Source organism: Photobacterium sp. WH24, assembly GCF_019204055.1.
In the GTDB taxonomy this organism is placed as follows: Bacteria; Pseudomonadota; Gammaproteobacteria; order Enterobacterales; family Vibrionaceae; genus Photobacterium; species Photobacterium arenosum.
Genome location: NZ_JAGSOZ010000005.1, coordinates 123,439 through 136,475, shown reverse-complemented (window position 1 = coordinate 136,475; position 13,037 = coordinate 123,439). Strand labels below are relative to the sequence as shown.

Below are 13,037 nucleotides of genomic sequence, written 5' to 3'. Positions count from 1 at the left end.
TAATGCCCAATAAAAACGCCCGGTTACCGGTAAGTAACTGGGCGTTTTAGTCAGATGCTTATCGCAGATGTCTGTCTGGTTTTGTTAGTGAGTGGTGTCTGCTGAGACAGAGGCCAGCTCAATGACCTGATTATCAATCAGACGCGCTTTCCCCAGGAAAGCAGACATCAGGATCACCGCCTGTGTGGTCTCTTCGCCGACAACCTGCAGCGTACGGGCATCACGGATGTAAATTTCATCCGGTTCCAGACCGGCAGCACGCAATTGATCATTGGCATCCAGCACCACTTCATCAAAGTCACGGCGTCCGCCGCGGATCTGGCTGCTGATCCAGCGCATGGTTTTGGCCAGTACCGGTGCGCGCTGACGCTCATCTACGGTGAGGTATCCATTACGAGAGCTCATAGCCAGGCCATCCATTTCACGCACTGTCGGTACACCAATGATCTCAATCGGCATCGCGAGATCGTTGACCATTTGACGGATCAACGCCAGTTGCTGATAGTCTTTTTCACCAAAGCAGGCCACATCTGGCTGCACAATATTAAACAGCTTGGCCACTATGGTGGCGACGCCACGAAAATGACTTGGGCGCAACGCCCCTTCCAGCATGTGAGACAGGCCCGGCACTTCGACAAAGGTTTGTCGGTCCATGCCATTGGGGTAAATGATATCCGGAGTCGGTGTGAAAACCAGTTCGACGCCCTCACCATTCAATTTGGCCAGATCCTCTTCCAGAGTACGAGGATAGCTATTCAGATCGTCAGCTTTATCGAACTGCATTGGGTTAACGAAAATACTGACAATAATGATATCGGCTTGTTCGCGTGCTTTGCGAACCAGAGTCAGGTGCCCCTGATGCAGATTTCCCATGGTCGGAACAAAGGCGATACGGCGGCCTTCACGGCGCCAGGCCCGAACCTGTTCACGAACAGGGGAAATGTCAGCAAAAGTCTGCATGGTGGGTTTTCCTTACTCAAAGGTATGCTCTGGACCCGGGAATGTTCCCGTTTCCACTTCTTTCAGATACTGTGAAACCGCTTTGCGGATATCGCCAGTCTGAGCAAGATAGTTTTTAGAAAAACGCGGCATATAGTTGGCAGAAATGCCTAACATGTCGTGCATGACTAAAATCTGGCCGTCAGTCACGTTACCGGCTCCGATGCCGATAACAGGAATATCTAAGGCTTCGGTGATGCGTTTGGCCAGTGAGGCAGGGACACACTCCAGCACGACAATTTGTGCGCCTGCCTTTTGCAGCGCAATGGCGTCGGCCAGCATCTGATCAGCGCGTTCTTTATCGCGTCCCTGAACTTTGTAGCCACCAAAGATATTGACCGATTGAGGTGTCAGGCCCAGATGGGCGCACACAGGTATGGCACGTTCGGTCAATGTTCTGACTGTGTCGGCCAGCCAGTTGCCCCCTTCCAGTTTTACCATGTTGGCACCGGCGCGCATCAGCTTGGCGGCATTGTCACAGGCCTGCTCAGGGGTGCCATAGGTCATGAAAGGCAAGTCCGCCAGAAGCAGGGCATTGGGGCTGCCGGCACGCACACAGCGGGTGTGGTAAGCCATTTCATCAATAGTCACAGGCAGGGTATCTGTCTGGCCTTGCAGTACCATACCCAGGGAGTCACCGACCAGAAGGACAGGCACTTCCTGTTGCTCAAACAACTGGGCAAAACTCGCATCATAAGAGGTGAGTGAGGCAAACTTACGACCTTCCTGCTTCCACTTCATCAGGTCGTTAATAGTGATTTTCTTCATTGTTATCTCCCTTCTCCCGGATGTGTCAGGATGACCACACACGCAGGCCGTTTCGGTCCACCTCGGGTAGCAGGTCAGTCAGCGCTGTACCGTCAGGCAGGACGAGTTCAGGGGCAATTTCAGCCAGTGGATAAAGCACAAACTCACGGGCTTTCATGCCATAGTGCGGAATAGTTAAACGTTCACAGTGATGCTGCAAATTGCCATAAAGCAGGATATCCAAATCCAGAGTGCGCGGCCCCCAGCGTTCTGCTTTACGGACTCTTCCATGCAACTGTTCAATCTTCTGCGTCAGATCGAGCAGCGCCAGTGGTGTCAGTTCAGTATCAACGGCAACCACAGCATTGATGTAATCGGGCTGATCCTGCGGCCCCATAGGGGTACTGCAGTACAGCGAGGACTCAGCGACCACGCTTAGGTCACAGGCCTGACGTAACGCCGTCAGTGCCTGGTAAGCCTGGTTCACCGGATCATTCAAATTGCTGCCGATGGCAATATAGGCACGAATCATGAGGCCGATTTTGCCTGTGGTTTCTTTCGTCGTTGCGGACGACGGCGACGACGCTGATTACCGCCACCCAGTTCCTGAACCATTTTATTGCGTTCATCACGTTCAGCAAACTGGAACTTGTGCCACCAGGTTGCCAGTTCAGCCACATCTTTCCCTTCAAACTGGCCACGCATTTCGAGAAAATCGTAGGCTGCCCGGAATTTAGGGTGTTCCAGCATGGCAAAGGCGCGTTTACCGAAACGGCGGCTGAAGCGGTGCTGTTGCTGCCAGATATCACGCACAGTCGTGGTCAGGCGGCGAGGGATGGCAATGTTTTTCACCTGCTCATCCAAAATGTCATTGGCCGCTATCATGAAGGCATCGTAGTCGCTCAGACCACTGGTGCTGGCAATTTCTTCTGCCCGGACATTCATCGGATACCAGAGCATGGCCGCAAACATAAAGGCTGGATTGACGCGCTTACCTTCTGCGATTCTGACGTCAGTGGCAGCCAGGATGTGCTCAAGCATCTTCTCGGTCAGGCTGCTGTGATCTTCGGTAAAATGCTCGGCCAGAATCGGGAACAGCTGCTGGAACAGATTGTATTCGCGCAGCATTTTGTAAGTCTCAAGCCCTTTACCGGCCTGCAGCAGTTTGAGGCTCTCTTCAAACAGACGTGCGGCAGGAATGTCTTTCAGCAGGGTCGACAGTTCCAGAATCGGGGCTGCAGTGCGGGCTTCAATCTGCATATCCAGCTTGACGGCAAAGCGTACGGCACGCAGCATCCGCACCGGATCTTCACGATAGCGGGTTTCTGGATCGCCGATCAGGCGGACCAGGCGGTTTTGCAGATCAACCACACCGTTCGCGTAATCACTGACTGTGAAATCTTTGATGCTGTAATACAGGGCGTTAATCGAGAAGTCACGGCGTTCTGCGTCTTCATCAATGGTGCCATAGACATTGTCACGCAGCAGCATGCCTTCATGGTTGCGTGAGGCAATGGCCTGCTTGCCGGCTGGCAGCTTAACGGCGCCTGCATCATGGTGGCCGCGGAAAGTGGCCACTTCAATCACGTCACGGCCAAAAAGTATATGGGCGAGACGGAAGCGGCGGCCGATCAGGCGGCAATTGCGGAACAGCGCCTTAATTTCTTCCGGCGTTGCATTGGTCGCAATATCAAAATCTTTGGGTTCTTTGTCCAGCAGCAAATCCCGAACACCACCGCCGACCAAATAGGCGTCAAAACCGGCTTTATTGAGGCGGTAGAGTACCTTCAGCGCATTTTCGCTGATGTCTTTGCGGGAGATACCGTGCTCCTGGCGTTGATAAACTTGCAAGCTTGGCTCCTTGTTACCCAGAGCTTTTTGCTCTCGGGTCAATACTTTACGGCAAAAGCTGGCGACTCGACTAAAGATAACACACCTCGTAATTGTGATAAGGCCGGACTGAACAGCCGCATATCATATACCCAAGTCACCTCTAGATGCTAGGTTCAGCGTGATCGCTGTTGTTGGCGGCAGGTTCGCGACATCCCAATGCGCGATCCCCCAACGGAGAATGTCGTCGCGATCAGCGCACTGCAATTCTGCCGGCGGGCACATCCCCAGAAACCTCATAGCGTGCCACAGCTGCGGTCCTGGCCGACGCGTGTCGATAGCCGGCGCGTGATTTTGTTTGGACAGTTTATTGCCGTTTTCCGTTACGGCAAGTGGCAGATGTAAATAGCTTACCTCGGGTTGTCCTAATCGGTGATACAGGCCTATCTGGCGTCCTGTCGGTTCAATCAGATCGGCTCCTCTGACGACCTCTGTGACGCCTTGCGCTATATCATCCAGCACGACAGCCAGGTTGTAGGCATACAGGCCGTCACGGCGGCGGATGATGAAATCTTCGCTGGCCAGCGCTTCGGGTATTGCGATCCAGCCGTGCAGCTGGTCATGAAAACCTGTGATGGCCTGGTCGACTTTCAACCTTACCGCACTGTGAGCGGCATCCAGGCCGGCATTGCGGCAAGTGCCGGGATAAAAGCCACCGGCTTCTTTGATCGCTTTGCGGCTGCAACGACAATAATAGGCGTCGCCCTGAGCCAGCCAGTGTTCTATCTGAGCCTGGTATAGGGCGTGGCGCTGACTCTGGTAAATGACACTGCCATCCCAGGTCATGCCAAAGGCGTCCAAGGTGCGCAGTATGTCGTCTGCGGCACCGGGCATTTCACGCGGGGGATCCAGATCTTCGATTCTGACCAGCCATTGACCTTGCCGGGAGCGCGCCTGCAAATAGCTGCCCAATGCTGCCACCAGTGAGCCGAAGTGCAGCGGACCGGAAGGTGAGGGGGCGAATCGTCCAGTATACGGAGATAATCTTGTCATGGTGTTGGATAGCAGACAGTCAATAACAATAAAAAAGGGAGCCTTGGCTCCCTTTTGTCAGATTATGGTTACAAAGGGCAGTTTAGCCAGCCATTTGCTTTTCTTTGATCTCTGCCAGTGTCTTACAGTCGATGCACAGGTCGGCTGTCGGACGGGCTTCCAGGCGGCGAATACCAATTTCCACGCCACATGAATCACAGAAACCAAAATCGTCATCTTCGATACGTTGCAGCGTTTTTTCGATTTTCTTGATCAGTTTACGCTCACGATCTCGGTTACGCAGTTCCAGGCTGAATTCTTCTTCCTGTGCTGCACGGTCAACCGGATCCGGAAAGTTAGCCGCTTCATCCTGCATATGGTTAACGGTACGGTCAACTTCTTCACGCAATTGGTTGCGCCAGGCTCCGAGAATTTTGCGGAAGTGCTCTAACTGCGCTTCACCCATATATTCTTCGCCGGCTTTTTCCTGATACGGGTCAACCCCAGCAATAGCCAGGATGCCTAACGATTTTTTAACCTTGCTCTCTGGCATATAGCATCTCCTAACATATACCGAATAACCGTCACTGGTTAATTTTGGCGGGTATCTATAGCAGAAAGGATATAACGTGGCAATTACTGCATATCTTCAATTTTATACCATTGTGAAGAAAGCATCATTTTTCCGCGTTACTGAGCAAATTCTATCCGCTGGCTCAAAGTCAGAGCCGTCGGGCTGATTTCTGCACGGTAACAGAGGACTTCCACCCCTGCTTTTTCTGCCTGTTCCAGTAACTCATCATAGACCGGGTCTATATGGCGTGCCGCGGCGACATTTTCAATCCCAGAGTGCAGGACTGCGAAAAATAACACAGCGCGCTGACCTGTGGCGGCGACCTCTGCCAGCTCCCTTAAATGTTTTTGTCCCCGGGTGGTAACAGCATCCGGGAAATACCCGCGGCCATCATCTTCCAGCAAAGTGACACTTTTTACTTCAATGAAACAAGATGGCAGCGAGGGATCATCCAGAACAATATCTACCCGGCTGTTTTCAGTACCATACTTCACTTCTGTGCGCAATGAAGCATAGCCGGATAATTCCGGAATGTGGTTATTTTTGAGTGCTTCGACCACAATTTGATTCGCTCTGGCAGTATTGATGCAAATCCAGTGTCCGTCCTGCGTTTGTGTTAATTCCCAGCTGTGGGCGTATTTCCGCTTAGGGTTGTCCGAGGTGGAATACCAGATGGTGGAGCCGGGATCGGCGCACCCTGTCATGGCACCCGTGTTGGCACAGTGAATGGTCGTGGTGGTGCCATCGGGCAACGCGATATCGGCCAGAAAGCGTTTATAGCGTTTAATGAGTGTGGCTGACTGCAGGGAAGGTGTGTAATTCATTCGCTGTCCTGTACGGCGATCTCCGGTTGAATAAGTGGCCACTGGTTCGCGAGCCGGTAACGGACGCCTGGCCCGTCGGGTTCAGAAATATACAGACCAAAGCGCTGAAAGTGAAAAAGAAAATCCGGTTGTTCGTCAGGAATAACAGGGCGCTGACGCAGGTTTTTCCTGAGCGTGATGTGCGGGGTATAGCGTCTGGCATCCTGTATCAGCCCAAGATCAAGGGCCAGCTGGTTCAGTTGCTCGGCGAGCCGGCCTAAAGGCTCGGGGCAGATATCGCCGCCCAGCCAGAGTACGCGACTGCGTTTCCAGTAACGCAGCAGGTTGAAATGCATCGAGAAAGCCGGGATGGTGAGCTGGTTGACAGCAGCGACGAGCTGGCGGGTTTGCTCATCGGTGATCTGCCCGAGGAAGGCCAGCGTCAGATGCAGGTTGGCATCCGGTATGGTACGCCCTTTGCCGGGTAAGGCGTCTTTCAGCTGACACAAGCCTTGGTACGGCGCCAGATTCGCCGCGGGGGGGGCCGTCAGCGGCAGCGCAAAAAACATCCGTTGGCTGCCTGGCTGCGGTGGAAAATCAGGCTGCCTGAAGTAATGTGACCCAGAGTCATGCGACATAGTGACCTCCTTCCGGTTGGATAGCACCGTTATCCCTGTTTGAGTACAATAAGTCCGATTGTTTCTGAGCGTTCTGTATTATCTGCAACACAGGCGCCTTCATAGAAGATGACACAAGGTAAAGATATTGTCACAACTCCCCATTGATGCGGTGCTGCCTGATTTGCACCAGGCGCTTGAGCGCAGTGAACAGATCATCCTCAAGGCACCGCCAGGTGCGGGTAAATCTACCCGGTTGCCGCTGTCACTGCTGGCTGCGGGCGCAGTGGCCGGTAAAATTGTCCTGCTGGAGCCGCGCCGGTTGGCTGCCCGTAATATTGCCTCCTACCTGGCGGCTCAGCTGGGCGAGGAAGTCGGACAGACCATAGGGCTCAGGGTGCGGGGCGAAACTCGGGTCAGTGGCAGGACCCGGCTGGAGATAGTGACTGAAGGGGTAATGACCCGGATGTTGCAGCAAGATCCTGAGTTATCCGGCATAGAACTGCTGATTTTCGACGAGTTTCATGAACGAAGTCTGCATGCCGATACAGCGTTAGCACTGGCGCTGGAAGTGCAGGAAGCCTTACGTGACGATCTGAAATTACTGGTGATGTCGGCCACCCTGGATCATCAGGCTTTGCAATCTTTACTGCCTGATGCCGAATACCTGGTATCAGCCGGTCGCAGCTATCCGGTGGACTACAGATACCAGACTCAGGCTACCAGCGTCCAGCAGGGTAATGGTGTTTCGATTGAATGGACCGGGCGCGAGATCCTCCGGCTGATGACGGCTGAGCCAGGCTCTGTGCTGGTCTTTCTGCCCGGTGCCGGAGAAATTCGCCGGCTTGCCGAGTGGTTGCAAGCGGCTGTCAGCCCGGATGTTATTATTGCGCCACTGTATGGCCAAATGGACAGTAAAGCCCAGCAGCAGGCCATACAGCCTGCCATCAAGGGCAAACGGAAAATTGTACTGGCAACCAATATCGCAGAAACCAGCCTGACCATTGAAGGTATTCGTTTGGTGGTGGATTGCGGTTTAGAGCGGATTGCCCGCTGGGACGCCAGAACCGGTATCAGCCGTCTGGAGTTAGTGCGTATTGCCCGTTCCTCGGCGGAACAGCGAGCCGGACGTGCCGGGCGGCTTGAGCCAGGTATTTGCCTGCGGCTGTACAGCGAAGAATTACTGGCCCGTCAGCCCGCCGTGCCCGAGCCGGAAATCCTGCGTACCGATCTGAGCCATCTGGCGATGGAGCTGGCCCAGTGGGGATGTGCTTCCGCCGGTGAACTGCGTTGGCTGGATGTGCCGCCTGAGGGCGCGCTGCAGCAGGCTCAGGCATTACTGATCGCGCTGGGGGCGATGGACACACGCCATCAGCTCACCGGCAAAGGACAGGCCATCCAGCAACTGGGTACTGAGCCCAGGCTGGCGGCGATTCTGGCGCATGCCAGCTCGCTTGAGGTGAGTGCGCGCGTGACCGCCGCTATGCTGGTGGCGCTGTTAGAAGAGCCGGTCAGAGGGATGAACAATCCAGATCTGGCATTTCAGCTGCACCTGCTGGAGTCGGATCAGCTCCCCCGCAGTGCGTACTACAGGCAGCGAGCCAGACAGCATTTTTCAAAACTCGGGACGACGGATCAGGATAAGACGCTCGGATGGCGGACTGACAGTCGCTGGCTGCCTGTGCTGATGGCGGCGGGCTTTCCCGATCGTGTTGCCGTGTCCCGGGGGCAGGATGGTCGCTTTCAGCTGGCTAACGGTCAGGGCGTGGTTATCGATGATGACCATCCGCTGGCAGGGGAGTCTGCGCTGGTGGTGGCTGATGTGGTGAAAACCAGGCAGGGTGACAGCCGGGTATTTTCCGCTGTGGCGGCCGATATCGGGCAATTGCAGCAGGCGATGCCGCAATTGTTCCATGAGAAGGAATGGCTCGACTGGGATGACAAAAAAGGCCGTCTGGTCGCTGAGAAGCAATATTGCTGTGGCAAGCTGATTATCAAACGTACCGCGCTGGCAGAGCCGGATCCGGCCCGTGCCGGGGAAGCCTTGCTGAATGCCATTCGCCGTCAGGGGCTGAAGGTACTGCCCTGGAACGCGCGCAGCGAAGGCCTGCTGACTCGCGCCCGTTGCGCGGCCAGCTGGCTGCCGGAGATGGCACTGCCGGCCATGGATGAAGAAAGTTTGCTGCTGGCTCTGGAAGACTGGCTGCTGCCTTTCATGACAGGGATCCATAGCATGAAGGCGCTGGTGAAACTGGATCTGACCGCCGCTCTGGAAGCGTATCTGGGCTGGGAGCAGGCCAAAGCTCTGGATGCGGCACTGCCAACCCATTATCAGGTGCCGACCGGGTCACGTTACCCGATACGGTATCAGCCTGGGCAGGCCCCTGTACTGGCGGTACGTATGCAGGAAATGTTCGGTGAGCAGGTCTCACCCAGAATAGCCCAGGGAAAGGTTGCGCTGGTACTTGAGCTGCTTTCCCCGGCCCAGCGTCCGTTACAGATCACTTCGGATCTGGCCGCATTCTGGCAAGGTGCCTACAAAGAGGTACAAAAAGAAATGAAGGGCCGTTACCCTAAGCATGTTTGGCCTGATGATCCCGCCAGTCATGCCCCGACACGAAAAACCAAGAAATATATGTAGTCGGCCAGCATGTGCTGCGCTGAAACTGACAGCCTGATAGCGAAGACATCACTAAGACATCATGATGATCAAAGAGTCCAAGCACCGCCTGGCCGCGCCCAAAAAGCCAACGGAAAAACAGCCAAGAGCCACCAGGAAAACCGCTCCGGCCAGCAAAAAAGCCAAAACTCAGCCGCGCAAAAAAGCGGCTAAGACACCGCCTAAACGCACCCCACCGAAAAGCCGCCTCGCCCGCATAGGGCGCTGGGTTCTGTTCTCCGGACTCAAGCTGGGGCTGGCGGTTCTGGCCGTGGTGGTGGTAGTGGGTATCTATCTGGACACCCTGGTACGGGACAAATTTGAAGGCCAGCTCTGGGACTTACCCGCCGTTGTGTACGGCCGGGTGCTGGATTTGCAACCCGGTCAGGCCATCACCCTGAGCGAAGTGAAACGTGAGCTGGACGCCTTGCAGTATCACAAAGTCCGTACCCCGCAGCGTGCCGGGGAGTATTCTGCCTCGTCGACCCGCATCGAGATGGTGCGCCGTCCGTTTGAATTCGATGACGGTTATGAAAGTCAGCGCCACGTAATGCTGACATTCGGTGACAGCGGGCTGAGCAAGATTGACGATCTCGGGCGGGAAAAGACGCTGGGGTATCTTCGTGTCGAACCCAAAATGCTGGGGATGCTGGGCACTAAAGAAGGGGAGCAGCGGATCTTCACGCCACGGGAAGAGTTTCCTGAAGTGCTGATTGATGCCCTGCTGGCGACTGAAGATCGGGATTTCTATCACCACGGCGGGGTGTCACCACTGGCTATCCTGCGTGCGGCGCTGGTGAACCTTAAAGCCGGACGTACCGTGCAGGGCGGCAGTACCTTAACTCAGCAGCTGGCAAAAAATATCTTCCTGACCCGCGAACGCTCGCTGTGGCGCAAGATCCAGGAAGCCTATATTGCGATCATTATCGATTATCGCTACAGCAAAGATCGTATCCTGGAAGCGTATCTGAATGAGGTGTATCTCGGCCAGAGCGGCAGCCGGGAAATTCATGGTTTTGGCCTGGGCGCACGCTTGTACTTTGGCCGGCCTTTGCAGGAACTGCGCATTGATCAGCTGGCGATGCTGGTGGGCATGGTCAAAGGCCCGTCGTACTACAACCCGTGGCGACATAACGATCGCGCCAGAGACAGGCGGGATCTGGTGCTCAGACTGATGCTGGATCAAAATATCCTGACTGGCGCTGAGTATGAGCAGGCCGCGTCAAGAAAGCTGGATGTGCAAAAGCAGCCGGTGATCGCCAGCCGCCAGCCTGCGTACTTCCAGCTTCTGCAACGGGAACTGAAAGAGAAAGTCGGTAACCGTTTCACTCCCGGGGTCGGTTTGCGGATCTTCAGCACTCTGGATCCTGTGTCGCAGCAAGAAGCAGAAAATGCGGTTGCTCAGTGGATCCCGCTACTGGAGAAAAAAGCCGGAAGTCCGATTGAAACGGCTATGGTGGCGGTGGACCGTCACAGTGGTGAGATCCGGGCCATGATAGGCGGCAGCCGTCCGGGTTATGCCGGATTCAACCGGGCACTCGACAGTCGCCGGCAGATTGGTTCGCTGGTGAAACCTGCCGTTTATCTGAGCGCCCTGCGCCAGCCTGATAAGTTCAGTCTGGCAACGACACTGGACGACAAGCCGATTTTGCTCAAAGGCAATCAGGGCAGTGAGTGGCGCCCGCAAAACTATGATCGTAAATATCGCGGCCAGGTGCCTTTGTATGACGCCTTATCGCGTTCGCTGAATGTCCCTACGGTGAATCTGGGCCTGCAGGTCGGGCTGGACAATGTGATAGCCACTCTGGCTGAACTTGGCGTCGCCAAAGAAGCCGTGCCACGCCTGCCTTCAATTTTGCTGGGCGCCTTTACCCTGTCGCCATTTGACGTCAGTCAGATGTACCAGAGCCTGACCAGCGGGGGACGCCGCGCCGACCAGACGGCTTTGCGCGCTGTGGTCGAGCGTCAGGGCAAGGTGCTTTACCGTCATCTTCCTTCCGGCCGTCAGGTGGTGCCTGAGCAGGCGGCCTGGCTGACGACTTATGCGATGAAGCGGGTTGTCAGTCAGGGGACAGGGCGTTATCTGCAACCCAGATTTGGCTGGGCAGCACTGGCTGGCAAAACCGGTACCACAGATGATACCCGCGACAGCTGGTTTGTCGGGGCCGACGGCAGGGAAGTGGTCACTGTGTGGATTGGCAGGGATGACAATAAACCGGTGAAGCTGACCGGATCCAGCGGCGCATTACGCCTCTACAGTGGCTATCTGGAGCGGCGCCAGCCTGAGCGGCTGCAGCTTAGCTGGCCGCAGAAACTCAGTACGCTTAAGTATCACAGATTGCAGAACGGCACTCTGGGCCTGGATTGCCAGGGCGAGCAGTCACTGCCTGCCTGGGATCCGACCGGTTCGTTGTCTGCACATTGCCGGAAGGGTAAACCTGAAGGCTGGATCAAAGACATGTTCAGCTGGTAAAGCGCATCGGCGGAAGGGCTGTATTGTCAGCCCTTATCCGTTTTCCGGTTCGAAGTAGTAAGAAATACGGGCTCTGGGATTGAGGTACTGGCGTATAGGTTCGGGCAGTTTCTGCGGATGCAGCGCCCGTTCTATCGTCAGTTCACTTTGTTCCAGATCAAGCACTGGTGCTTCATTGGACGGCACGCTCGGATCGTAAATCAAAATGTTGGGGTAAAGCAGGCGTTTGGCATTGATGGAAATGACCATGCCGACCTGCTGATTGGAAAGCTGCACGACACTGCCCGGCGGATAGACGCCCATCATACGCACCATTAACGCGATGAATTCCTCACTGTATTGCCCCTTCTTGTGTTTAAACAGATAGGAAAGCGCACTGTAGGGGATTTTGGCTTTGCCGGGATCCATAGGATGGCACAAGTTGTCGTAGGCGTTAACGACAGCAACCAATTGTGCAAAGCGATTTATTTGATGGCCCTGTAAGCCCAGCGGATAGCCACTGCCGTCCATCAGCTCATGGTGCTGACTGAGAATAGGTTTGGCAGCATCCGGGAAGTTTTCACCCAGCTCTGCCAGTTCAAGGCTGTACTTCGGGTGCAGTTTGAGGAAATTCGTTTCTGGCTCTGTCAGAGCAGTTATTTTGCGCAGAATGTGCGTCGGTATTTTTTGTTTACCTATGTCGTGAAACAGGGCACCAAGGGCAATGGTTTTGATATCGCTGGCTGGCATACCGTTTGACTTGGCCAGCAACATGGAAAGTACGGCCACATTCAGCGAATGGTAGTAAATATCTTCCGATTCTTTCGCATCGCTCATCAGGTGCAGTACCAGATTGTCGTTGTCCAGTAAGGCTTCTACCATATCGTTGACAAGTTCTTTTGCATCGGCAAACGCCGTCACAGGACGGTTTTTTATTTTTTGCGAAATAGCGCGTAACTTGGACAAAGAACGCTGAAAGCTTTTCTCGCAACGGTTGAGGTTGCGTTTGTAATTCTTCAGATACTCAATTCGCCGTTGCTTTTCTTTCCACAACTTATCGGCTTGTTTATGGATAAAGCGGGCTTCTTGCTCTGAGATGTCATCCTGTTCGGTATTGAGCGTATTTTTCGGAAGAGGGTGGGTATCACTTTTATCCGGATAGAGAATGACAAATTTAAGCCCGAGGTTTTTTATCAGACGGATCTGCTGGTTATCTTTAATCTTGAAGTGATTAAGCATGAACGGATGCTCCGTCCACTGTAACGGCAGTTTGATATACAGACCTGGAGTTAAACACTCGGTAGGAAGTTCTATGCTTGTCATT

11 protein-coding genes are annotated in these 13,037 nt (G+C 54.6%); 2 read left to right on the top strand and 9 right to left on the bottom strand.

Annotated features, from left to right (window positions below; all coding sequences use genetic code 11):
- Positions 1–84: 84 nt before the first annotated feature.
- The 8 genes from panC to thpR all read right to left on the bottom strand — a co-directional run bounded on the left by panC (position 85) and on the right by thpR (position 6,623).
- Positions 85–960 (bottom strand): pantoate--beta-alanine ligase, encoded by an 876-nt coding sequence (panC, locus tag KCG43_RS08190; protein ID WP_192015787.1) that lies wholly within the window; start codon positions 958–960, stop codon positions 85–87.
- A 12-nt stretch (positions 961–972) separates the two neighbouring features.
- On the bottom strand, positions 973–1,767 hold the full coding sequence (gene panB / locus KCG43_RS08185; RefSeq protein WP_192015786.1) for a 3-methyl-2-oxobutanoate hydroxymethyltransferase: 795 nt from the start codon (positions 1,765–1,767) through the stop codon (positions 973–975).
- A 25-nt stretch (positions 1,768–1,792) separates the two neighbouring features.
- Entirely contained in the window at positions 1,793–2,278 is a 486-nt protein-coding gene (folK, locus tag KCG43_RS08180) for a 2-amino-4-hydroxy-6-hydroxymethyldihydropteridine diphosphokinase (protein ID WP_192015785.1), read from the bottom strand.
- The gene (gene pcnB / locus KCG43_RS08175) at positions 2,275–3,639 is read right to left on the bottom strand and encodes a polynucleotide adenylyltransferase PcnB (RefSeq protein ID WP_218384307.1); all 1,365 of its coding nucleotides are present in this window, start codon (positions 3,637–3,639) and stop codon (positions 2,275–2,277) included. Before pcnB ends, folK begins: the two co-directional genes overlap by 4 nt.
- A gap of 81 nt (positions 3,640–3,720) precedes the next feature.
- Complete coding sequence (gene gluQRS / locus KCG43_RS08170) at positions 3,721–4,629, bottom strand: tRNA glutamyl-Q(34) synthetase GluQRS (protein ID WP_192015784.1); 909 nt, start codon at positions 4,627–4,629, stop codon at positions 3,721–3,723.
- An 82-nt stretch (positions 4,630–4,711) separates the two neighbouring features.
- Entirely contained in the window at positions 4,712–5,161 is a 450-nt protein-coding gene (gene dksA / locus KCG43_RS08165) for an RNA polymerase-binding protein DksA (protein ID WP_027253634.1), read from the bottom strand.
- A gap of 137 nt (positions 5,162–5,298) precedes the next feature.
- Positions 5,299–6,006, bottom strand: coding sequence for a DNA/RNA nuclease SfsA (gene sfsA, locus KCG43_RS08160; protein WP_192015783.1), 708 nt, complete (start codon positions 6,004–6,006; stop codon positions 5,299–5,301).
- Positions 6,003–6,623: an RNA 2',3'-cyclic phosphodiesterase gene (thpR, locus tag KCG43_RS08155; RefSeq protein WP_218384306.1), complete on the bottom strand. Its 621-nt coding sequence runs from the start codon at positions 6,621–6,623 to the stop codon at positions 6,003–6,005. Before thpR ends, sfsA begins: the two co-directional genes overlap by 4 nt.
- A 127-nt stretch (positions 6,624–6,750) precedes the next feature.
- Between thpR and hrpB the strand changes: the two genes are divergently transcribed.
- The gene (gene hrpB / locus KCG43_RS08150; RefSeq protein WP_218384304.1) at positions 6,751–9,243 is read left to right on the top strand and encodes an ATP-dependent helicase HrpB; all 2,493 of its coding nucleotides are present in this window, start codon (positions 6,751–6,753) and stop codon (positions 9,241–9,243) included.
- 64 nt (positions 9,244–9,307) lie between these two features.
- Positions 9,308–11,734, top strand: a complete 2,427-nt coding sequence (gene mrcB / locus KCG43_RS08145) for a penicillin-binding protein 1B (RefSeq protein ID WP_370630675.1) — start codon at positions 9,308–9,310, stop codon at positions 11,732–11,734.
- 33 nt (positions 11,735–11,767) lie between these two features.
- On the opposite strand, the gene KCG43_RS08140 is transcribed toward mrcB, so the two are convergent.
- On the bottom strand, positions 11,768–13,036 hold the full coding sequence (locus tag KCG43_RS08140) for an HD-GYP domain-containing protein (RefSeq protein ID WP_218384299.1): 1,269 nt from the start codon (positions 13,034–13,036) through the stop codon (positions 11,768–11,770).
- Position 13,037: the final 1 nt, after the last annotated feature.

Coding starts and splice junctions, on each gene's coding strand:
- panC (WP_192015787.1), bottom strand. CDS start 960: ATGCAGACTTTTGCTGACATTTCCCCTGTTCGTGAACAGGTTCGGGCC.
- panB (WP_192015786.1), bottom strand. CDS start 1,767: ATGAAGAAAATCACTATTAACGACCTGATGAAGTGGAAGCAGGAAGGT.
- folK (WP_192015785.1), bottom strand. CDS start 2,278: ATGATTCGTGCCTATATTGCCATCGGCAGCAATTTGAATGATCCGGTG.
- gluQRS (WP_192015784.1), bottom strand. CDS start 4,629: ATGACAAGATTATCTCCGTATACTGGACGATTCGCCCCCTCACCTTCC.
- dksA (WP_027253634.1), bottom strand. CDS start 5,161: ATGCCAGAGAGCAAGGTTAAAAAATCGTTAGGCATCCTGGCTATTGCT.
- sfsA (WP_192015783.1), bottom strand. CDS start 6,006: ATGAATTACACACCTTCCCTGCAGTCAGCCACACTCATTAAACGCTAT.
- thpR (WP_218384306.1), bottom strand. CDS start 6,623: ATGTCGCATGACTCTGGGTCACATTACTTCAGGCAGCCTGATTTTCCA.
- mrcB (WP_370630675.1), top strand. CDS start 9,308: ATGATCAAAGAGTCCAAGCACCGCCTGGCCGCGCCCAAAAAGCCAACG.
- KCG43_RS08140 (WP_218384299.1), bottom strand. CDS start 13,036: ATGACAAGCATAGAACTTCCTACCGAGTGTTTAACTCCAGGTCTGTAT.